Origin of the sequence: Flavobacterium sp. M31R6, from assembly GCF_013284035.1 — a bacterium.
Classification (GTDB): domain Bacteria; phylum Bacteroidota; class Bacteroidia; order Flavobacteriales; family Flavobacteriaceae; genus Flavobacterium.
The window spans coordinates 1,963,223-1,985,209 of record NZ_CP054141.1 but is presented as its reverse complement, the minus strand read 5'-3'; the positions used below and the strand labels follow the sequence as shown (position 1 = coordinate 1,985,209).

At 33.4% G+C, this 21,987-nt stretch carries 17 protein-coding genes; 5 read left to right on the top strand and 12 right to left on the bottom strand.

The genetic code is table 11. The features are described from left to right. Nucleotide 1: 1 nt before the first annotated feature. Genes nrtS through HQN62_RS08105 form a run of 3 tightly spaced genes read left to right on the top strand, consistent with a single transcriptional unit; the run spans nucleotide 2 to nucleotide 2,862 of the window. Nucleotides 2-232 carry a nitrate/nitrite transporter NrtS gene (gene nrtS, locus HQN62_RS08115; protein ID WP_173503970.1) on the top strand — a complete coding sequence of 77 codons (231 nt, stop codon included), beginning with the start codon at nucleotides 2-4 and terminating at the stop codon, nucleotides 230-232. A gap of 42 nt (nucleotides 233-274) precedes the next feature. Beyond that, nucleotides 275-2,194 carry a DUF294 nucleotidyltransferase-like domain-containing protein gene (locus HQN62_RS08110; RefSeq protein WP_116795655.1) on the top strand — a complete coding sequence of 640 codons (1,920 nt, stop codon included), beginning with the start codon at nucleotides 275-277 and terminating at the stop codon, nucleotides 2,192-2,194. Then, a complete protein-coding gene (locus HQN62_RS08105; RefSeq protein ID WP_173503969.1) occupies nucleotides 2,194-2,862 on the top strand; it encodes a 3'-5' exonuclease in 669 nt (222 codons plus the stop codon). The genes HQN62_RS08110 and HQN62_RS08105 overlap by 1 nt, the downstream gene beginning before the upstream one ends. A 28-nt stretch (nucleotides 2,863-2,890) precedes the next feature. On the opposite strand, the gene HQN62_RS08100 is transcribed toward HQN62_RS08105, so the two are convergent. From HQN62_RS08100 to HQN62_RS08055, 10 genes are all read right to left on the bottom strand, one after another. Beyond that, entirely contained in the window at nucleotides 2,891-5,614 is a 2,724-nt protein-coding gene (locus tag HQN62_RS08100; protein WP_173503968.1) for a DNA gyrase/topoisomerase IV subunit A, read from the bottom strand. Further along, a complete protein-coding gene (locus HQN62_RS08095) occupies nucleotides 5,615-6,685 on the bottom strand; it encodes a PDDEXK nuclease domain-containing protein (RefSeq protein WP_116795658.1) in 1,071 nt (356 codons plus the stop codon). 13 nt (nucleotides 6,686-6,698) lie between these two features. Further along, a complete protein-coding gene (locus HQN62_RS08090) occupies nucleotides 6,699-8,564 on the bottom strand; it encodes a DNA topoisomerase IV subunit B (RefSeq protein ID WP_116795659.1) in 1,866 nt (621 codons plus the stop codon). Between the two features lie 176 nt (nucleotides 8,565-8,740). Next, nucleotides 8,741-9,043: a DUF6787 family protein gene (locus tag HQN62_RS08085; protein WP_116795660.1), complete on the bottom strand. Its 303-nt coding sequence runs from the start codon at nucleotides 9,041-9,043 to the stop codon at nucleotides 8,741-8,743. Between the two features lie 107 nt (nucleotides 9,044-9,150). Continuing rightward, on the bottom strand, nucleotides 9,151-11,244 hold the full coding sequence (locus tag HQN62_RS08080; protein ID WP_116795661.1) for an ATP-binding protein: 2,094 nt from the start codon (nucleotides 11,242-11,244) through the stop codon (nucleotides 9,151-9,153). Between the two features lie 375 nt (nucleotides 11,245-11,619). Beyond that, nucleotides 11,620-12,051, bottom strand: a complete 432-nt coding sequence (locus HQN62_RS08075) for a DUF6146 family protein (RefSeq protein WP_116795662.1) — start codon at nucleotides 12,049-12,051, stop codon at nucleotides 11,620-11,622. Nucleotides 12,052-12,319: 268 nt separating this feature from the next. After that, the gene (locus tag HQN62_RS08070; RefSeq protein WP_116795663.1) at nucleotides 12,320-12,877 is read right to left on the bottom strand and encodes a DUF937 domain-containing protein; all 558 of its coding nucleotides are present in this window, start codon (nucleotides 12,875-12,877) and stop codon (nucleotides 12,320-12,322) included. 105 nt (nucleotides 12,878-12,982) lie between these two features. Then, nucleotides 12,983-13,948, bottom strand: a complete 966-nt coding sequence (locus HQN62_RS08065; protein ID WP_173503967.1) for a D-2-hydroxyacid dehydrogenase — start codon at nucleotides 13,946-13,948, stop codon at nucleotides 12,983-12,985. Between the two features lie 115 nt (nucleotides 13,949-14,063). Then, complete coding sequence (gene serC / locus HQN62_RS08060) at nucleotides 14,064-15,134, bottom strand: 3-phosphoserine/phosphohydroxythreonine transaminase (RefSeq protein WP_173503966.1); 1,071 nt, start codon at nucleotides 15,132-15,134, stop codon at nucleotides 14,064-14,066. Nucleotides 15,135-15,334: 200 nt separating this feature from the next. Further along, complete coding sequence (locus HQN62_RS08055) at nucleotides 15,335-16,393, bottom strand: acyl-CoA reductase (RefSeq protein ID WP_173503965.1); 1,059 nt, start codon at nucleotides 16,391-16,393, stop codon at nucleotides 15,335-15,337. A gap of 146 nt (nucleotides 16,394-16,539) precedes the next feature. On the opposite strand from HQN62_RS08055, the gene HQN62_RS08050 reads away from it, so the two are divergent. Together HQN62_RS08050 and HQN62_RS08045 are read left to right on the top strand one after the other, a co-directional pair. Continuing rightward, complete coding sequence (locus HQN62_RS08050; RefSeq protein ID WP_173503964.1) at nucleotides 16,540-16,890, top strand: 4Fe-4S dicluster domain-containing protein; 351 nt, start codon at nucleotides 16,540-16,542, stop codon at nucleotides 16,888-16,890. Between the two features lie 155 nt (nucleotides 16,891-17,045). Next, entirely contained in the window at nucleotides 17,046-18,209 is a 1,164-nt protein-coding gene (locus HQN62_RS08045; protein WP_173503963.1) for a hypothetical protein, read from the top strand. Here HQN62_RS08045 and HQN62_RS08040 read toward each other — a convergent pair. Both HQN62_RS08040 and HQN62_RS08035 read right to left on the bottom strand, forming a co-directional pair. Continuing rightward, complete coding sequence (locus tag HQN62_RS08040) at nucleotides 18,193-18,939, bottom strand: class I SAM-dependent DNA methyltransferase (RefSeq protein ID WP_173503962.1); 747 nt, start codon at nucleotides 18,937-18,939, stop codon at nucleotides 18,193-18,195. The two genes, HQN62_RS08045 and HQN62_RS08040, sit on opposite strands and share 17 nt — an antisense overlap. A 93-nt stretch (nucleotides 18,940-19,032) precedes the next feature. Beyond that, a complete protein-coding gene (locus HQN62_RS08035; protein ID WP_173503961.1) occupies nucleotides 19,033-21,750 on the bottom strand; it encodes a TonB-dependent receptor in 2,718 nt (905 codons plus the stop codon). Nucleotides 21,751-21,987: the final 237 nt, after the last annotated feature.

Genomic DNA, 21,987 nt, shown 5'->3' with positions numbered 1-21,987 from the left:
TATGCTTTCTAAAAACATAAAAAACGCTTTGATTATTGCTGTTGTAGTGGGGACTATTTTGAACACTATTAACAGTTACGACGTAATCTGGGAAGGTGATTTTACATTTAGAAATACTTTAAGAATAGTATTGACTTACATTACTCCGTTTTGTGTTTCCTTATATTCTTCCACATTAGCATCGAAATCATTCGAAAAAACAACCATTAAAAACACAGTTACCTCAAAGTAGCTGTTTTTTTTTTATATATAATTTTAGTTTCAAACAATACCAATGAAAAATACCATTTCACATAGAGTTGCCGATTTCCTAAAAAACTTCCCTCCTTTTACTTTTTTAAATCAAAAAGACATTGAAATACTTTCGGAGCAAATATCCATTATATACAAAGAAAAAGATAGTGTAATTTTTGCAGAAAATGAAGAAACGCATAGCTCATTTTATGTGGTTCACAAAGGAGCTGTCGCACTTAGAAAAGGTCTAAAAAATGATATTTTAGATATGTGTGACGAAGGAGATATTTTTGGGCTGAGACCTCTTATAGCCAATGAGAATTACAAAATGGAAGCCAGAGCTTATGAGGAAACTATCCTTTATGCTATTCCCATCTCAATTTTTAGACCATACGCACTAGAAAATGAAGCTGTTGGTAATTTCTTAATACAAAGTTTTGCCTCTAATACCAACAATCCTTACTCTAAAAGCCATAGAGGAAAGTTGTATGGCGAAACTTTGGCGGGAGATCTATTGGAAACAGAAACTAAACTACTTGATATTCAACCCGTAAAATATTCCAAAAAAATAGTTACTTGTTCCGCTATAACCACAGCAAAAGCCATAGCCGAAATTATGACTAAAAAAAATGTTGGAGCTGTACTTGTGGTAGAAGATAAACTGCCTATTGGTATTATCACCGACAAGGATTTAAGGAACAAAATTGTAACTGGAGAATATCCTATCACTACATCGGCTTCCTTAATCATGACAAGCCCTGTTGTTACCTATCCCAAAAAACTGACAGCAACCCAGGCACAAATGGCGATGATGAAAAGCAATATCAGCCATATATGCCTTACAAAAGATGGTACACCAAACACAAAAGCGGTTGGAATCCTTTCGAAGCACGATGTTATGGTTTCTTTGGGAAACAATCCTGCAGTTTTAATAAAAGCCGTAAAAAGAGCAAAAAAATACAAAGATATCAAACCGATACGCGCCAATATCATGCATTTATTACAAGGCTATTTGGATCAGAACATCCCAATAACACTGACATCAAAAATCATTACCGAATTAAATGATGTTTGCATTCAACAAGTTATAGCCATTTCATTAAAAAAAATGAGTACTCCACCTCCTGTAAAATTTGCATGGCTGGCAATGGGAAGCCAAGGACGAAGTGAGCAATTATTGCAGACCGATCAGGACAATGCCCTAGTCTATGAAGATGTACCAGAAGAATTAAAAGAGAAAACTAAAAAATATTTCCTAGAATTAGCAACTCATGTCAACAAAGGATTATTTGAAATTGGATATGATTATTGCCCTGCCGAGATGATGGCCTCCAATCCAAAGTGGTGTTTAAGTCTGGGCGAATGGAAAAAACTGGTTCACCATTGGATCACAAATACCGGAAAAGACGAAGTATTATTGTCGTTTATATTTTTTGACTACAGCCTCTCGTATGGCGACAGCGAAATCGTAAACAACTTATCCGATTATATTTTAGAGGATATAAAGGCTAACCCTGTATTTTACCTTCACTTAGTTAGTGGCGCTTTGCAAAGCCCTTCTCCAACAGGATTTTTTAGAGAATTTTTATTGGAACAAGACGGAGCAAACAAAGATTCTTTTGATATAAAAAGAAGAGCTTTGATGCCTTTGAGTGATGCAGCAAGAGTTTTGATACTCTCACATGCCGTAAAATCAATTAGCAATACTCCCGAACGTTTTGAGAAATTAGCAGAATTGGAACCTCAGAATAGAGAATTGTACTTGGCCTGCTCTTATTCCTATAGAGCTCTTTTAAAATTCAGAACCAAACAAGGTCTTTTGCATAATGATTCTGGTCAATATATTGCCCTCGGAGATCTTACAAAACTTGAAAAAATAAAGCTTAAAAGTACTTTTAAAACTATTAAAGAGATACAAGAAGTTATTTCCATACGCTTTAATCCATCAAATATATTGTAATGAGGGACTTTTTAAAAAGAAGCAAAGCAAGCATATTTGATTTTTTGAAGATTCCCGAAAAATCGATTGACGAAACACTTTCAAATACCGTTGAAAGTACTCGTTTTGTAGTTTTAGATACCGAAACTACAGGCTTTGATTATGATAATGACCGAATACTTTGCATAGGTGCTGTTGTCCTACAGAACAATGTAATTGCAATTCCAGATAGTTTTGAAATTTACATCCACCAAGATCATTACGATAAAAGCAGTGCACAAATTCATGGAATTTTAAAAGATTGGGTTATGGACAAACCTTCCGAATTAGAAGCGTTGCAAAAGTTTTTGGATTTTTTGGGAGATGACATTATCATTGCACACCATACAATCTTTGATATTACAATGATCAATATGGCATTGGAACGAAATGGTCTTCCACAATTAACGAATAAAACATTGGACACTGCGTATCTTTATAAAAAAACACTCATTATGTCTAATTTACTGGAACGCAAAGAAAACTATGCCTTAGATGATCTTGCCGATAAATTTGACATCTCCAAAAAAGACCGCCACACCGCTATGGGTGATGCTTATATCACTGCAATTGCTTTTTTAAAAATCGTAAAAAAATTAAAGGATCTAAAAGGAAAAACAGAATTCACTTTAAAAGATTTGTTTAAATAAAAAAAGCTCCAAAAGGAGCTTTTTTTTTCTAGAACAAGACAACCTGTCCGTCATCATCCAATTGAACATCAGTTTCATCGGAATTAATTTCTCCTTGAACTTCAATTTCCTCCGGAATAATTTCTTCTGGAGCTTCATACGGTAAAGGCTCCAATAAGTTTACTTGTTTTAATTTATCTGTTGTCAATTGATTACCGAGTGCTTTAAATCCTTTTACGGCAATAAAAGACTCGATATCCACAGTCATATTCTCTTTTTGAACTCCTTTTACCTTCGTGAAAACTAATTCGGCTACAGGACGATAATCTGTTGCTACGATTTCCAATCTAGAATTGGCATGCTCCGTGATGAAAGATTCCTCTTTATTTTCGGTTTCCACCAAGAAACGTTTGATGTAATAACGCTCTTTTTCACCATCATAATAAATTGCCGAAATTGGTTTTTTGGGAACCCATTTTTCCAGGACAATCATATCTTCATCAAAATGAGTACTCAGTTCAGGAGTAATAACTTTAATTTTTCCTGCCTGTGAAATAACTAGAATTTTGTCACTTGGTCTAAATTCGCCTAACAGTTCTCCTCTGGCATCAACGTTTAATCGCTGAACGGTATCATCAAACCAAATTTTCCTTGGCAATAGAGTTGAAATTCCTTTCTCCTTCAATTCAATTTTTTTGATAGGATATTTGGTTACCAAATTCCCTTTGGAAGCACGCCCTTTGATTGCCAAAGAAGCAAAGTCGATATCGAATTTCAGTTTCTTGATACTTCCTACCTGACGCAATAAAATTGTAATCACCTCAGCTTCTCCATTCGGATTACAAGAGAAATACAAAGTTTGCGAACCAGCAGTTTCATTGGTCAAATCATACGGTTTATCACGGGTAACTCCCGAAACATTGAATCGTTTGATATACGATGGTCCTGATTTTCCGTCACGGTAAATCATATTGTAAATGGTACGTTTGTCACTTTTGTCAAAAATAGCAACGTGGATGATATCTTTACCAACGAATGTTTTGGCATCGACTTTGGTTATCATCATTTTCCCATTTCGCAAAAACACAATTACATCATCAATATCCGAACAATCAGTTACATATTCGTCTTTTTTCAAACTGGTTCCAACGAAACCTTCCTCTCTATTTACGTACAATTTAGTATTTCTTAAAACCACTTTTGTCGCTTCAATATCATCAAAAATACGCAATTCGGTTTGGCGCTCTCTGCCTTTTCCGTATTTCTCTTTTAATCTTGTAAAATAAGCAATCGCAAAATCGATGATGTGTTCCAAATCGTATTTTACCTGCTCTATATTTCCTTCAAGAGCCTCAATTTTATCTTGCGCTTTGTTGCTGTCGAATTTTGAGATACGCATGATTCGGATATCCAATAATCTCAAAATATCTTCTTCAGTAACCGCACGTTTCAGATGTTGAATAAAAGGTTTTAAACCATCATCAACCGCTTGTATAACATCTTCGCGAGTTGTTTTATCCTCAATATCACGGTAAATTTTATTTTCGATAAAAATACGTTCCAAAGACAAGAAATGCCATTGCTCTTCGAGCTCGCTCAATTGAATTTCCAACTCTCTTCTCAAGAGATCAACGGTTCGATTGGTCGAAATTTTCAACATATCCGAAACCCCAATAAACAACGGTTTGTTGTCCTCAATCACACAGCCCAATGGCGCTACCGAAGTTTCGCAAGCAGTAAATGCAAACAAAGCGTCGATTGTTTTATCTGGAGAAACTCCAGGAAAAAGATGAATTAAAATCTCTACCTCAGCCGCTGTATTATCCTCAATTTTCTTGATTTTGATTTTACCTTTATCATTGGCTTTCAAAATACTGTCAATCAAAGTAGTCGTATTGGTCGAAAATGGAATTTGGGTAATTACCAAGGTGTTTTTGTCGAGTTGACCAATTTTGGCACGAACCCGAACACGTCCACCACGCATTCCGTCATTATAATTGGACACATCGGCGATACCTTGCGTCAAGAAATCGGGATATAACGTAAATGGTTTTCCTTTTAAAATTTTAATCGAAGCATCTATCAGCTCATTGAAGTTATGGGGCAATACTTTGGTCGAAAGACCTACAGCAATTCCCTCTGCTCCAGAAGCCAATAACAATGGGAATTTTACCGGTAAGTTATTTGGTTCGGCGCGACGTCCATCATAGGAAACGCCCCAATCGGTAATTTTTGGAGAATACAAAACTTCCAAAGCGAATTTTGATAAACGCGCTTCAATATAACGAGAAGCCGCAGCTCCATCACCAGTTAGAATATTCCCCCAGTTTCCTTGGCAATCAATCAATAATTCTTTCTGCCCAATTTGCACCATCGCATCACCAATACTCTGATCACCATGCGGGTGATATTGCATCGTGTGACCTACGACATTGGCAACTTTATTGTAACGACCATCATCCAACTCTTTCAAAGAGTGCATGATTCTTCGTTGTACCGGTTTGAAACCATCCTCAATCGCTGGAACGGCACGCTCTAAAATTACATAGGAAGCATAATCCAAAAACCAATCTTTGTACATTCCTGTAACTTTGGTGATGGTATCATTTTCATCCTCTGTGTTTTCGTAAAAATGCTGCCCCTCAAAATGTTTGGCTTCTACTTCAATAATATCATCCGAATCATTATCATCTTGATTGTCATCAATAGAATGATTTTCCGAATTATTTTCTTCGCTATCTGGAATTATGTTATCGTCTTCTTCGTCTTTCATTTATTTTGATTCCGAAATTAATTGTATTAAATCTTCTCTGCTTGGCAGAATTGTTTTGTATTTACTGGCAAATATTTGCTCGTTATTTTCAGGTAAAGTGTATTCTACAACCAAATCACTTTTGTTTTGGCAAAGCACAATTCCTATCGTTTTATTTTCATCTTCCAAACGCATTTCTCTGTCATAATAATTGACATACATTTGCATTTGTCCCAAATCTTGGTGTTTTAATTCGCCTATTTTTAAATCAATTAAAACAAAACATTTTAAAACTCGATTATAAAAAACCAAATCGATTCGGAAATGTTTATCATCAAAAGTAATTCTGTTTTGTCTGGCTACAAAAGTAAAACCTTGACCCAATTCCAATAAAAAATGCTCAAGTTTGTTGATAATCTCTTCTTCCAGCTCCGATTCAGAATACTGATGTAATTCTGGCAATCCTAGAAATTCCAAAATATATGGATCTTTGATAAGATCTTTTGGTTTCTCTATAATCTGACCCTTTTCAGAAAGTTTCAAAATCCCTTCTTTATCTCGGCTTAAAGCCAATCGTGTATAAAGTGCCGAATCATATTGCCGTTTTAATTCTCGAACACTCCAATTGTATTTTTCAGATTCTATTTCGTAAAAACGTCTCTCTTTCTCGTCGTCAATTCGAATTAAAAAAGTGTAATGAGACCATGTCAGCTTGAAAAATGAAAGTAGTACTTGAGAATTTATTGAATTCAATTCCGCAGACAGTGTCTGCGTTTTTTGAATACTGAAAATCCCCAACACTGTCTCGGATTTTGAATAAGATAAATAAAATTTTCTGAATTGCTCCAAATTCCTCAATGAAAACCCTTTCCCAAACTCATTAGTCAATTGTTCAGAAAGTCCTTTTAATAGTTGCTTTCCATATTCGGCTCTGTCTTTTCCGTTTTGCTCTTCTTCTACAATCATTCTTCCTATTTCAAAATAGGCGCAAACCATTGTTGAATTTACAGTACGCAAAACCTGTTGCCGAGCATTTTGCAATAGTTCGGTTACTTGAAAGAATAAAGCTTTATTTTGAAGATTGTCTGACACTAGCAAATCTATTTTATTTCACTTCTTCCAAAACATCGATCTCAACCTTCAGATTCTTGATGATAAAATCCTGTCTATCAGGAGTGTTTTTACCCATATAAAACGACAATAATTGTTCGATAGAAGTATTTTTATCCATCATAATCGGATCCAAACGAATGGTTTCTCCAATGAAATTCTTGAACTCATCTGGTGAAATCTCTCCCAATCCCTTAAATCGAGTGATTTCCGGTTTTGGTTTTAATTTTTCTATAGCGTCTTTCCGTTCTTCTTCCGAATAGCAATAAATGGTTTCTTTTTTGTTTCGAACTCTAAAAAGTGGTGTTTGCAAAATATACAAATGCCCCTCTTTTATTAATTCCGGGAAAAACTGCAGAAAGAAAGTAATCAAAAGTAAGCGAATGTGCATTCCATCGACATCGGCATCGGTTGCAATCACAATGTTGTTGTAACGCAATTTTTCCAATCCATCTTCGATATCCAAAGCGGCCTGCAATAAATTGAATTCTTCGTTTTCATACACAATCTTTTTACTCATTCCGTACGAATTCAAAGGCTTACCACGCAAACTAAACACCGCCTGAGTATTCACATCACGAGATTTGGTAATCGACCCGGAAGCCGAATCTCCCTCGGTAATAAACAAAGTACTTTCTAAGCTCTTAGGGTTTTTTGTATCTGGAAGGTGGGCCCGACAATCCCTTAATTTTTTATTGTGAAGATTAGCCTTTTTGGCTCGATCTGTGGCTAATTTTCGAATTCCTGATAATTCTTTACGCTCGCGTTCGGCCTGAAGAATTTTTCGCAATAAGGCATCTGCAGTTGCTGGATTCTTATGTAAATAATTATCCAGTTTTGTTTTCACAAAATCATTTACGAACGTACGAACGGAAGGCATTCCCGGTTCGGAACCTATATCTGTAGAACCTAATTTGGTTTTGGTCTGTGACTCAAAAACAGGTTCCATCACTTTGATGCTAATGGCACTCACCACCGATTTACGTACATCCGAAGCTTCAAAACTTTTATTATAAAATTCTCGAATTGTTTTTACAATTGCTTCACGATAAGCTGCGAGATGCGTTCCTCCCTGTGTCGTGTTTTGTCCATTTACAAAAGAGTGATATTCTTCACTATATTGGGTTTTACTATGCGTCAGAGCCATCTCAATATCATCCCCTTTGAGATGAATGATAGGATACTCTAAATCATCAGCGTGAATGGTTTCTTCTAATAAATCTTTTAATCCATTTTCAGAATAATATTTTTCTCCATTAAAAATTATCGTCAGCCCATTGTTCAAATAACAATAGTTTTTAAGCATTTTGATTACATACTCAAATCTGAATTTATAATTTTTGAAGATGGTTTCATCAGGTGTAAAAGTTACTTTAGTACCTTTTCTCTTGGTAGTTTCAACAACATCTTCTTCAAGAACCAAATTACCGCCTGAAAACTCGGCAGCTTTTTGTTTGTCCTCACGAACAGACTCCACGCGAAAATAATTGGACAATGCATTTACGGCTTTTGTCCCGACTCCATTCAAACCAACGGATTTTTTGAAGGCCAAGGAATCGTATTTACCTCCGGTATTCATTTTGGAAACAACATCAATTACCTTCCCCAATGGAATTCCACGGCCATAATCACGAACGCTAACCGTTTTATCTTTAATGGTTACTTCAATGGTTTTACCAGCACCCATTACAAATTCATCGATACAGTTGTCGAGAACCTCTTTTAATAAAATATAAATACCATCATCTGGTGAAGACCCGTCACCTAGTTTCCCAATGTACATCCCGGGACGCATACGGATATGTTCTTTCCAATCGAGAGAACGGATATTATCTTCGGTATATTGATTTTGATCTGACATTTTGGAATTTTATCGAATTTAACTGTATTCTGTTCGGTCTTTTACTTTTCGCAAAAACCTCGAGTCTGCTAATGTAGTGTAATTCGATAAAATTAAAAAGAGGAATAACGCAAAGTTATCAAGAATGATATTGACAGATGGTTTTAAATTTTAGATTCAGATTATTATAAAAAAATCTACTCTTTAAACATAAACCCAAAACCCATGCCCTTGAGCATTTTTTTTTCAAAAGCCCAAAAGAATTTAAATTGACCAAAAAGAAAACCTATTGCTACCAATAAAACTTGATAAATAGGAAAAATTAGTAGTAGACGAATCGGGGTGTACCAGTGGCCTAATTCTTCCTTCCCGATTCCCAACCACACACAAAAGGGTTTGGATAAATAAGCTGAAGCTGATCCTGTAATGGCGAAAACAACAAATATGACGGCTAATTGCCAATTGGATGTAAGTCCCCAACGTTGTTTCAATCCTTTCATTTTTAGTTAATTCCTTTTTTGCAAATATAACAGGTTTTAATTGTTGAATTTATTCTTATTTCCTTTTTTGTTTCTATATTTTAACTATTAAATATCACGATCAATTGTTAAGAAACTTTCTTTTTTAGAATTACTTCTATTGTTTCAAACAATCGTTCTCTGTTAATGGGTTTTGTTATGTAATCCGTAAATCCAGCCCTAAAAATTCGATCCTTATCTTCATTGGATGCAAATGCGGTTTGTGCAATTATGGGAAGATTGGGTCTTATTGGCATAATTTTTTCAAGAGCTTCGAATCCATCCATAATAGGCATTTTGATATCCATTAACACCAAATCTATGTTTGGGTTATTAAAGCAAATATCAACGGCTTCTTGGCCATTTTCGGCACGAATTATCCTGAAATTTTTTCCTTTCATTATTTTCTGAAACAGCAAGAAATTAATATTATCATCCTCTGCAATTAATATAGTTCCTTTCTCTTCACCTTTAAAAATAGTAAGTTCATTAACAGGCTGAACCGATATTCTTTGTGATTTCACATATTCCAAAGGAATGGTAAAATAAAATTCGGAACCTTTTCCCAGTTTCGATTCTAATGTAATGGTTCCTCCCAGCATTTCGGCATAGGCTTTTGAAATCGCAAGTCCCAAACCAAGTCCGCCAATTTTAACTGTATGGTCTCCTCCCACTCTTCTAAAGCGATCAAAGATGTATTGTTGATTATTTTCATCAATCCCAAAACCAGTGTCTTTTATCTTGAATACAATTTTATTATTTGGTTCGTCAATCTCATAACCTAATTCAACAGAACCCTGCTCTGTAAACTTTAACGCATTAGTAACCAAATTTGTAATAATTTGTTTCAGTTTAACCTCATCCGTTTTTACTGGAAATGGTGCCGGTTTTTTGCTTTCAATTAGTTTGAAATCAATTTTTTTAGCTCTTTTATTTGTGATTTTAATACTGTCATACAAATCTTTGATGCAAGATTCCATATTGACAGCGGCATAATTAGGCTTTGTTTGATCGGATTCTATTTTTGACATTTCAATAAGATCATCAATAATAGCAATCAAATTTTTTCCGCTTTTGTCAATAACCGATAAATATTCCTGTTTCTCTTCCTCTTCTAAATCGGTATTCATCAGTAATTCCGTAAAACCGACTATGGCATTCATGGGAGTTCTTATCTCATGTGACAAATTGGACAAAAAGGAAGATTTTAGTTTATCACTTTCTTCGGCTTTTAATTTTGCTTTTACCAATTTACTTTTTTGCTTGGCATTTTCTTCAAAAAGAGTTCCGATGTTTTTAAAATCCCCTTCCGTGTTTTTTAAAATTTCGATGGATTCCTTATTCCCAGTTTCTAATGCTTTGGTGATAGCGTTTAAAGGGACAGAAATCCATTTTTCGGTATAAATAAAGCTAAACAATAACAATAATAAAGAAACAAATAAAATAAAATAAAGACTTTTTAAAATGGTAGCAATAAATTTTTCAAAAGGTCTTTCGAAATAAACACGTGCAACAAATTGATTTTTGTAATCTTTCAAATCCACTTTATATTGAAGAATGTAATTCTTTGTGACTTTGCTTTTTTGATTATTGAATACTGTTATCGTTGAATTGGTTATTTTTTCTACACTTTGTTTAAAAGACGAATCAATTTTTCTGGCTACTATAAAATAACCTACAGGTTTCTGATTTATAGTTCCATTTGATTTTGCAATGGTAATGCCAAATACTTGAATTATCCCATCGGATGTTTTTAAATAAAAGCGGGATTTACCTAATTTATTCAAAGCTAGTAAAGCTTCTTTTGGAACAAAATCAACTTCTTTTATTTTAGTTGAATTAGTATGATTAATAATTTTATTGTCCAAACCATAAACCCCTATATAATCAGATTTAAAGAAACTTGGATCAGCATACATTTCGTTATACAAACTCGAATCTTTAGTTTTAAGATAATCCACCAAATCATTTCTCTCCATTGAAGCAACAATTTGGTTGAAACCAAGTTGCGTAATTCTAGTAATTTCATCTTGAAATTGGTTATTGTAATTATCTAAAATACTTTTCTTGATATTAGTTATATACAATAGTATGGTTAAAACCAATAGTATTGAAAAAACATTCATGCCTACAACAAGCAAGATTATTTTTGGTTTCGTTTTTTTAACTTCTATTTTTTTCATAGGAAGAAAGAATATATGTTTTTTTTTCAAAAAAAAAACATCTGGACAAATAGCTTTAAATAAATAAAAAAGCATTTTTCAATCTCTTTAATCAATTATCATGCCGCAATTTAAGAAGCAATACATAAGATTATTATGTTGCTCTAAAAATTTTAAAAAGAAGTTTTAATAGGATTTGGGATGGTATTTAAAGACATCTGATGTCAAATATTTTTTTCTGAATTTAACAGAAGAAAAATCAAGTATAAATATACCAAAAATAAATACTTGTTAATAAGTAATTTACACAAAAGAGACATTTACAAACTTGCAAATGTCTCTTTTAAAGATTTAAATTAATTTTAATTGCAAATACTTTTTAGCAGATTGTATTTCCTATCTTGCTGGTACTCGCCCATACAATCGTTGATTGTATTTGTTTTGGAAATAAATCATATAATTGTAGATAAGATAGTTTACTTCATAACCATAATTAATAGTTGGATTGTAATCGATAGTCATTTCATATAAATTAGGAGAATAGATTTGTGGTTGGTGGACACGGTTATTCCATTCCATTACATAATAATTATTTTTGTTTTCTAAATAGGATTGTGAATAATATCCTCTTGGATAGGCCGTTGATTCTAACCAAAAATCAAAACCTGGTTCAATGATAATCACTTCGTATTCGAGTTCCTTATTTTCAATTTTTATAGTGTCATTACCTGCAGTTTTTGTTTTTTCTGTACTTGCAACATTAGATTTAGAAGCACTACATCCTATAATTGTCAAAAGAACAATCAATATGTAAATTAAATTTTTCATAATAATAGCTGTTTGCGGATGTCATAAAAAGAACAATTCTAAGAATAAGTTATAATTAATTTGTAATGAAATATGAACTGTAGAGCTACACAAAGTTAAGGATTTTTACACTGATTTACTGTTCTTTACAATTAAAACAAACTTTAAAGTATATCTTTTTCAAAAAAAATCAACACCATTTTTTACTTTTTGAATCGAAATATTCTGATACAAAAAAAGACATTTACGACTTTGTAAATGTCTTTTTTAATATTAATCAAGATTTCATTTATTTCCCAAAAAGTTTTCCTAAAAAGCCACCAATACCACCACTACTTTTGGTCACTGCAATAGCATCATTCATATCCAGTTTTCCATCGGCATTTTGGTCCAAACCAAATTGAGTTCCATATTTTGAAATGGCATCCATTATTCCAGATGTTTGAGCGCCACCTCCAGAAATAGCCCCAATTAAATCCGTTATTTGAAAACTGTCATTCGGGTCATTGGCTTTATTAACTAATCCTCCTAGTATTTGAGGAATCATACTACTGGCCACTCCAGCAGCATCATTGCTATTTAAACCAAATTTCTCTCCCAAACTTCCTGTAAGTTGTTGCGTAATTTGTTGAACAGCTGGGTTCGAAGGATCTTGAGCATTATTCCCTTGGAGTAGTCCAGCAAGTTTCTCGATTCCTCCTTCGGAAGCCATTTTTTGCAAACTAGAAAATATGGAATTTCCTGCTTCACTCATTACCGCTTCATTATGTTCATTTGGAATCGCATTGTTATTCACAACTGCTTCCTGTCCAAATTGTTGCACTAATTGTGTTAATTGCTCAAACATAGGTTTTTGATTAAAATTAGATATCAAATTTAATCAAAAAAAGCGGTAATTTATTAATTGAAGTTAACAAATTACCACTATACAATTCAATATCAAACGATTGTTTTAGCTAACTAATGATTTACTTAACAAACTAATAATTTGATGTGCAAGTTCAGTACCAATTCTGTCTTGGGCTTCTTCAGTTGCAGCACCAATATGAGGAGTTAAAGAAATTTTCGGATTCATTAAAATAGTAATTTCGGGACTTGGTTCACTCTCATAAACATCCAATCCCGCGAATAACACTTTACCACTATCCAATGCTTTTACAAGTGCCACCTCATCAATAGCACCACCTCTTGCACAGTTTACAATTCCAACACCGTCTTTCATCATTTCTAATTCTTTTTCACCAATAACATGTGTATCCTGGGCAGGTACATGCAATGAAATGAAATCAGATTCCTGAAATAAAGATTCCTGAGTTTGTGAAACCAGTGATATAGAAATAGACTGCCCATCAAAAAAAGGTACTTTTATATCTTTTTTTGGAATATGTGTATCACTATAAATCACTTTCATTCCAAGTCCGATAGCCATTTTTGCGGTAGCTTGACCGATACGTCCCATTCCTATAATTCCAAGTGTTTTTCCTCTTAACTCAAGACCATTTGCATAAGCTTTTTTCAGCCCATCAAAATTGGTATCTCCTTCCAAAGGCATATTTCTATTCGAGTCATGTAAAAATCGTACACCGGTAAACAAATGGGCAAAAACCAATTCAGCAACGGACTCTGATGACGAAGCTGGGGTATTTATGACATGAATCCCCTTGCTTTTGGCATACTCAACGTCAATATTATCCATTCCTACACCACCACGCCCAATAATTTTAAGACCCGGACAAGCGTCAATTATATCCTTGCGAACCTTTGTGGCACTACGAACCAATATGACACTTATATTATTTTTGTTCACAAAATTAGCCACTTGTTCCTGAGCTACTTTTGTAGTGATAACTTCAAATCCAGCCTTTTCTAAAGCGACAATACCGCTTTTTGAAATTCCGTCGTTTGCTAATATTTTCATTTTGAGTTTATTTGGTCAACCGTTTAATCGTCTAGATGATGGTTAACATAAATTATTACTTTAAAATCGATTCGTTACATTGATTATTCCGATTAAACAAATAACGATTAATCGATTAAACTTTGCTTTCTAAAGCTTTCATCACATCAACAAGAACCTGTACACTTTCCAAAGGAAGTGCATTGTACATTGATGCTCTGTAACCTCCAACTGAACGGTGTCCTGGCAATCCAGAAATTCCGGCTGCTTTCCACATCTCATCAAATTTAGCAGCATGTGATTCATCGTTCAATAAAAAAGTCGCGTTCATATTAGAACGATCTTCAACAGCTGCCGTTCCTCTAAACAATGGATTTCTGTCTATCTCAGCATAAAGTAAATCTGCTTTGGCATCATTTATTTTTTCGATAGCCTCAATTCCTCCTAGCTTTTTCAACCATTGTAAAGTCAACAAAGATGCATAGACTGGAAAAACTGGTGGCGTATTGTACATACTGTCTGCTTTGATATGTTTGGCATAATCAAGCATACTCGGTATTGCACGTCCTGTTTTTCCAAGAACTTCTTCTTTGATAACAACCAAAGTAGTTCCTGCTGGTCCCATATTTTTTTGTGCACCTGCGTAAATGATATCGAATTTAGAAAAATCCAATTTTCTTGAAAAAATATCAGAACTCATATCACAAACAATAGGCAAATTTGTTGATGGAAACTCTTTCATTTGTGTCCCAAAAATAGTGTTGTTGCTCGTGCAGTGAAAATAATCTGCATCGGCAGGTATAGTGTATCCCTTTGGGATATGATTGTAATTTTGTTCTTTTGAAGATGCCACAACGATCGTTTCTCCAAAAAAATTAGCTTCTTTTATAGCAGCCGAAGCCCAAGTCCCTGTATCCAAATAAGCCGCTTTTCCACTTTCTTTCATTAAATTATAAGGAACCATAAGGAATTCCAGACTTGCTCCTCCTCCAAGGAATATAGCCTGATATCCTTTCCCTTTTAAATCCAAAAGCTCCAAAACTAAAGCTCTTGCTTCTTCCATTACGGCAACAAAATCCTTACTACGATGCGAAATTTCCAAAAGTGACAAACCAGAATCATTAAAATTCAATATTGCCTGTGCTGATTTTTCAAAAACTTCTTGTGGTAAAATACAAGGTCCTGCGCTGTAGTTGTGTTTTTTCATGGTATAGTTTGTCGTTACTGTTTGTTTATTATTTGTTCCAATTAATTAATGTAAAGAAATAATCAATATTAAAACCTCTCTGTGATTGGCAATCATGAGCATTTCGAGCTGTATTTTGTGTCTAAATTTCTAGAATGCAAATTTCGGGAATATGGGCTGAAAAACAGTTAAATTATTCGCAATAATACAAAAACATAGATTTATATTATTGACAAAAACGATATCGTATCGACGTTGTCTGCATAATCCCATAAATCTGGTTTTTGCGTGGTTCCAAATTCAATGCTGTTTTTTACAATATCTTTACTCACAATACACTGAATTTGATCACTTTCTTCCTCCAAACGTTTTTGCAAATCATCCAGATTTTCATAGTACTCATAAAAGACGCTTGTAATTGGCGAACCGTAACTTGAATCTTCTTTTATAGTCAAGAATCCATTATCCAGTAATTTGAAATTACTCATCAGGAAAACCGCTTTGTTGTAGTCATAATTATTTGCATATTTCTCGTAATGAATCACATCTTGATATTCAAAAATGGCTTCAAAAAAAGAATCAAAGGAATAACCTTTTGGAACAAAAAGTTTGGAAACATTTCGACATCCTAAACCAAAATATCTAAAAATATCTTCGCCAAGAGCCGTTAATTCCTCTTTGGTTTCTTTGCCATTTAAAACTGCAACTGAGTTTCTGTTTTTTCTTATGATGGAAGGTTTGTCTTTGAAATAATATTCAAAATAACGGGCCGTATTATTACTGCCTGTAGCAATAACGGCATCAAAACCTTCTAATTTCCCTTCTACAAACGTGATTTTGTTTTTAAATCCAGATTCAGAAGCGATAAGATAATTAGCCAAGAATGGCAAAAGATGTTGGTCATTCGAAGAAGTCTTTACCAAAACATCATGCCCAGTAATCAAAACCGATAAGAAATCATGAAATCCAACCAAGGGAATATTACCTGCCAAAACCAAAGCTACTTTTTTGGGCTCTACCTTACTCAAGTCGTAGTTAGAAAGCCATTTATCCAAATTAGCTTCGGTTAATGCTTCTGCCCAAGATTGCAAAGAAAAATATACTTGCTCTGGGGTATACCAGCCGTTATGCGATTGGGAAAGTTGAATTAAATCGATGAATTTTTCAAAAAATAAATCATTACCAAATACAGTTTCGTCTTTCGTGCAATTGCCTTCTTTAAATTGTCCTAGGAATTTACCTAATTTAACAAATGCGCTTTTTTTTGTATCTAATGTCATAATGTTTGTTTATGAAAAGTTTTGATTGTAATTTTGCACAAAAATAAGCTTTTTATAAGCTTTAGGCAAAAGTTGTGTTCAGTATTCGTATTTCGTGTTACGGAACATAAAACTTTTGAACTTTCAACCTTAAAACTAAACATAAAATGGCAATTATAATAACCGATGAATGCATAAATTGTGGGGCTTGTGAACCAGAATGCCCAAATACAGCGATATATGAGGGAGCAGATGATTGGAGATATAAAGATGGGACAAAACTGAAAGGTAAAGTGATTTTGCCAGATGGAACCGAAGTAGATTCAGATGAGGCACAAACGCCAATCTCTGATGAAATATATTATATTGTTCCGGGAAAATGTACAGAATGTAAAGGATTTCACGACGAGCCACAATGTGCCGCCGTATGTCCAGTAGACTGTTGTATACCCGATGACAATCATGTTGAATCTGAAGAAACTTTATTAAACAGACAAGCTTTCTTACACAACGAATAAAGCTTATCTTTTGAAATTTCATAGAACCTGTGTCTTTACACAGGTTTTTTTATACAATATCGTTTTCTCTTTAAAAAAAATGATATTTAATTGATTTTTTTCCTATTTTTAAACAGAATATTTTTTTACTAATTTTTTATTTGCATTTAAAAAATATGAAAAAATGTCTTGTTTTACTTCAATTCTTTTTATGTTTTTCTGTTTTTTCACAAACCAATGAAAGAACATTAATACTAATGGAAAAAGATTCTAATCTTCCAATAGAAGGTGCTATCGTTGTTGTTTTAAAAACAAAACAAGTTTTAATGTCAAACAGTGAAGGAAAAGTCATTTTTGAATTAAAAGGAGGTTCAAATATAAAAGTAACACACTCGTCCTATTTACCACTAATCATAAAATGGGCTTCTTTAAATCTACCTGAAAATGTTATCTATTTAAATAGTAAACTAAATACACTTGATGACATAGTCGTAACAAAACAGCACCCTCAAGAAATAATCAAAGAATTAGTCAATAATTCAATTAAAAGACTGAACGTACCCGCTAGATTGAAAGCTTATTCAAGAGAATTTTTTAAATTAAACGGTAATTATGCTTATTTCAATGACGGTCTCATAAATTTTCAATTATATAAAGACCAGAAAAAAGTAAAATCGGTTTTATTGGTGGAACAAAATCGCTCTTTTGGCTTAGTCGATGATGAAATCAGTACGGATCTCTTAGGATACAATTTAAATGTATCGATGGAAAAGTATTATGTTTTTACGGTTTTAAGACCATTATTGGATGAAAAAATAAGAAAAAAATATAACTTTACTGTAAAGGTATATCCTTTAAATCAAGAGTATAACGAAATAACGGCAAGTCCACTGGAAGGTACAACTGAATTATTAGATGATTTTAAAATTGTTTATGACGTTAATAGAAAATTAATAATTGAGATAAATACTGAAGTATCTCCTATTACATTAGCAGGACTTAAAGAGGACTCTTCAAAAGGATCCAAAAATATAATTAGGTCTGTATTTAAAACCAATTATAGAGTTGATGGAGAAAATTATTATTTAATTAGTTCAAAAGAAGAGATTAATTACGAGATCAATACTGGTAATGAAACCAAAAACATAGAAGTGCTCAACAACTTAATAACAACAAATTTTAATATTCAAAATTACACTTATAAAGAAAGTGATGTTTTTAAAGACAAAACTCTTTTCAACATAAAGAATTCTATATTAACAGATTACTGGAATGTTTCTGGGTTAACTCCTACTGCCAAAGAATTGGAGATAATTAATAAAATTATAAAATCTTTTTAGCCATAATCACGTAAGTATCATAAGCATATGTTTTTCGGTCAATTGCTTTGATGATTTCGAAATTATTGAGATACAAGAATAGTTGCATTTCGTTTAATGTAAAAACCCTAACGGTAGAGAAATCATCCAACAGAATTTCTTTTTCATTATCGACAATCTTGTAATATTGTGCACTCCAATCCAACATGAAGTTTTCCATTGGAGTGGTTTCCCAATGACTCTCCCGTATGTATTTTATTCCTTCGTAAGTAGCTTCATGGAGTATAGTTTGGTTTTCTTTTATAAAAGGAATGAAACGATTGGCATCGATAAAATCAAAAATAAAAATACCATTTGGATTCAAATTTTTATAGACCGACTCAAAAGTATCTATTACATCTTCATTGTTGGTCAAGTAACTTGTGGATCGTCCGGTTATGATAATGGCATCCACTGGATTTTCAAGCACAAAATTACGCATATCCCCATGTATAAAAGTGCTGTTTTTATTTCTTTCCTGCGCAATATCAATCATACTTTGGCTATAATCAAGGCCTAAATAATTCTGATTATTTCCCTCAAATCGTTTGGCTAAATTTCCTGTACCGCTTCCAATTTCAAGTACAGAATCGCATTTTTTTTCTTGGATTAAGGTATTATAAAACTCATATTCTTCGTCATAATCGATAAAGGTTTGGTACATGGCATCAAAAATAGCAGCCATTTTACCAGTATATAAATTATTTGCCATGATAGTAGTATTGTTTTGTATAAATTTAAGGAATTCAACGAAATAAAAAAAGAGCTACCCGAAGATAGCTCTTTTGTAAATTGTGGATCAAAATTAGAATTTATAGTTTAATGATAAATTCAGCATTGTCCCTAATTGACTGAAATGAGATCCATCATAAGTAACTTGAGAGTAACGACCATTGAAAGTAATTAGGTTATATTGTGTTTTTACTTGCGCTGGATCTGCTAAAATAGCGCTTCCTGCAGCATTTTCAGCTACAAATTTCCATTCAGGTAATACATTGAAAATATTATTTACATTAAAAGCTAAAGTTAACTTTTCAGTTGCAGAGAAAGTAATTCCTAAATCAGTAACGATTTTAGGAATAAACTCTGTTTTCAGATCAGCATTTAAACCATCTTGGTTGAAAGTTGTTTTACCAAAGTAAGTGTTATTAAGAGAGAACCCAAATTTACCAATTTCATAATTGGCTCCCAAGATCCATTTGGTTTCTGGTCTTGAAGTAAACATTAATGATTCCAGTGTTTGGCTAAAGCTGTCCCCAGCTCTTACTGGTGAGATTCTTTCATTTTGGAAAGTAATATTACCCGATAAATTAAATCCTAATTTTCCAGATCCTATTCCAATATTATTATAGTTCATAACAACATCCAATCCTGAAGTTCTAGTGTCGAAAGAGTTAGAAAACCAAGCAACTGATCCAAATTGAGTGTTTTGCTTATCCCCTAATACGATTCTGTCCTCCACTTTGATATTGTAATAATCAAGAGTAAAATTGAAGTTTTTAAATGGTTTTGATCCAATACCAACAGTAATATTTGTTGATTTTTCAGCATCCAATTGAGGAATATTCAATTGACGCGCTTGTGGAGAAATATTATTGATAATACCACTTACTTGGATTCCTTGGCCAGGAACAAAAGAATATTGTGATTTTTGAGTATAAATCTGGTGTAAAGTTGGTGCTCTGAATCCAGTAGATACAGAACCTCTTAAAGTAACTTTATCATCAAGGAATTTATATCTTGAACTTAATTTCCAAACAGTTGCATCTCCAAAATCGCTATAATCTTCGTAACGAACGGTACCATTAATTAAAAAATCTTTGGTCACATCCCATGCTAAATCTCCATAAGCTCCAAAGTTGTAGCGGTTCCATTTTCCAGAATTTTCAGGACGGTTACCTGCAAATGAATCAGCACCTATTCCTTCCCATGAAGCTTCATCACCTGCTTGAACTCCAAAAGTTTCAGTTCTGAACTCCGATCCAAAACCAATACTAATATGATCTGAAAGCGTTTTTGAAATATCTATATTACCTACGATATGGTTAAAAGAAGTTCCCCCTGGCTTAAAAGAGATTGGGGAATTTTCTTGGTATTTATTAGTATAAATAACCTGTCCTGTGATTGGATCAACAGCTGGCAGCCCTGTATCAGGATCAATACTTGATTGTTTTATATTTGATCTGTTTACAGAATTATTCACAGAGTAAGTTTGACTATTTCCGCCAGTAGTTATACTCATATCAGTATTCCAACCATTTTTAGTTGTTTTAAAACCTAATGTAGCATTATAGTCATTTAAGTCACCTTCAAATGTTGGCACATAACCATCGTATGAAGGATTTGCATCATCTCCATTTCCAAAGAAATCATTTAAGTACGGATTCGCTGGATCTAATGTTCTCCAATATGGAGTTCTATAGTTAGCAAATGAATTTACTTTTTTATAAACATAAGCAGCATTATAATATACTTGGGTGATATCATTTAAATCATTTCCACCATTAATTAAGAATTTTGCTGCAGCAGTTTCAGGAGATCCATTAATATTACCCGCATCTGGACGTCTTGCAAGGAATGACTGCACTTCTGCTAAAGGAGCACCAAAATCACCTGCATCACCTTCTGCATCAACAGTTCCTGGTCTATTAGCTTGATTTACTTTTGAAAAATCTATAGTATAATTTAGAAAACCATTACCTCCAACAGTAGTTCCATTGTTCAAAGTAACTCCTAACATTTCACCATCTCCCTCTCCTGTAATACCCGATCTAATAGTAAGTGAGCCATCAGAATGATTCTTTTTTAGGATAATGTTCATTACACCTGCAATCGCATCAGACCCATATTGAGCAGAAGCACCATCTCTTAAAATCTCAACTCTTTCGATAGCATCTGTTGGAATTGCTGATATATCAGCTCCTGTTTCTCCTCGTCCTGGTGAGGTTTGAACATATAATAATGAACTTAAATTTTTACGTTTCCCATTGATTAAGATTAATGTTCTACTAGGTCCCATATTTCTTATTTCATACGGATCCAGTAATGAAGTAGCATCATTTACAGGTGTGTTTACAGTATTAAATGACGGAATTCTGTATTGCAATGCTTTATCAAAAGTCGCTTGTCCCGTAGCAGTCAAATCTTTCGAGGACAATACATCAATTGGCAATGCGCTTGTAGTATTACTTCGGGGAGCAGTACGAGTCCCTGTAACTACAACTTCCTCTAGTTTTTGTCCTCCACTTTCTTCCTCTAAATCAACATTGATAATGGCTGTTGTAGCTGGTTTTGTAACTGTTGTAAATCCTATATAGCTAAAAACTAATGTAGCTCCTTCATTAACATTTAGTTTGTAACTACCATTCATATCAGTTGATATTCCATTTTTCGTCCCTTTTTCCTGAACATTAACTCCTGGAAGCGGAGTGCCCGTTTTGTCTTTTACGATTCCTGAAACTTCTCTTTGAGCCATCATAAACGTGACATTTAACAAAAAGAATAATAGCGCGATTTTTCTCATAATCAATTAAGTTTGGTTGGTTATTGGTTAATTACTAAGGCTAATATAACAAAATATTAACATAAAAAATACAAAATGTTATATTTTATCTAAAAATTAGAAAATAATTATCAATACGGTAATTCCAACAACTGATAACTATTAGAAAAAAAGTAATTGATGATTTTAGGAGTTTATTTTATATTTTTCCTTTTTTTGATATTATTATTTAAGAGAGTGTTTTTTATATAATTAAAC

What these genes read in the sequence shown, in the direction of transcription:
- HQN62_RS08100 (WP_173503968.1), bottom strand. Translation starts at nt 5,614, where the DNA reads ATGAAAGACGAAGAAGACGATAACATAATTCCAGATAGCGAAGAAAAT.
- HQN62_RS08050 (WP_173503964.1), top strand. Translation starts at nt 16,540, where the DNA reads ATGGCAATTATAATAACCGATGAATGCATAAATTGTGGGGCTTGTGAA.
- HQN62_RS08055 (WP_173503965.1), bottom strand. Translation starts at nt 16,393, where the DNA reads ATGACATTAGATACAAAAAAAAGCGCATTTGTTAAATTAGGTAAATTC.
- HQN62_RS08090 (WP_116795659.1), bottom strand. Translation starts at nt 8,564, where the DNA reads ATGTCAGATCAAAATCAATATACCGAAGATAATATCCGTTCTCTCGAT.
- serC (WP_173503966.1), bottom strand. Translation starts at nt 15,134, where the DNA reads ATGAAAAAACACAACTACAGCGCAGGACCTTGTATTTTACCACAAGAA.
- HQN62_RS08040 (WP_173503962.1), bottom strand. Translation starts at nt 18,939, where the DNA reads ATGGCAAATAATTTATATACTGGTAAAATGGCTGCTATTTTTGATGCC.
- HQN62_RS08065 (WP_173503967.1), bottom strand. Translation starts at nt 13,948, where the DNA reads ATGAAAATATTAGCAAACGACGGAATTTCAAAAAGCGGTATTGTCGCT.
- HQN62_RS08045 (WP_173503963.1), top strand. Translation starts at nt 17,046, where the DNA reads ATGAAAAAATGTCTTGTTTTACTTCAATTCTTTTTATGTTTTTCTGTT.
- HQN62_RS08085 (WP_116795660.1), bottom strand. Translation starts at nt 9,043, where the DNA reads ATGAAAGGATTGAAACAACGTTGGGGACTTACATCCAATTGGCAATTA.
- HQN62_RS08075 (WP_116795662.1), bottom strand. Translation starts at nt 12,051, where the DNA reads ATGAAAAATTTAATTTACATATTGATTGTTCTTTTGACAATTATAGGA.
- HQN62_RS08080 (WP_116795661.1), bottom strand. Translation starts at nt 11,244, where the DNA reads ATGAAAAAAATAGAAGTTAAAAAAACGAAACCAAAAATAATCTTGCTT.
- HQN62_RS08105 (WP_173503969.1), top strand. Translation starts at nt 2,194, where the DNA reads ATGAGGGACTTTTTAAAAAGAAGCAAAGCAAGCATATTTGATTTTTTG.
- HQN62_RS08110 (WP_116795655.1), top strand. Translation starts at nt 275, where the DNA reads ATGAAAAATACCATTTCACATAGAGTTGCCGATTTCCTAAAAAACTTC.
- HQN62_RS08070 (WP_116795663.1), bottom strand. Translation starts at nt 12,877, where the DNA reads ATGTTTGAGCAATTAACACAATTAGTGCAACAATTTGGACAGGAAGCA.
- HQN62_RS08035 (WP_173503961.1), bottom strand. Translation starts at nt 21,750, where the DNA reads ATGAGAAAAATCGCGCTATTATTCTTTTTGTTAAATGTCACGTTTATG.
- nrtS (WP_173503970.1), top strand. Translation starts at nt 2, where the DNA reads ATGCTTTCTAAAAACATAAAAAACGCTTTGATTATTGCTGTTGTAGTG.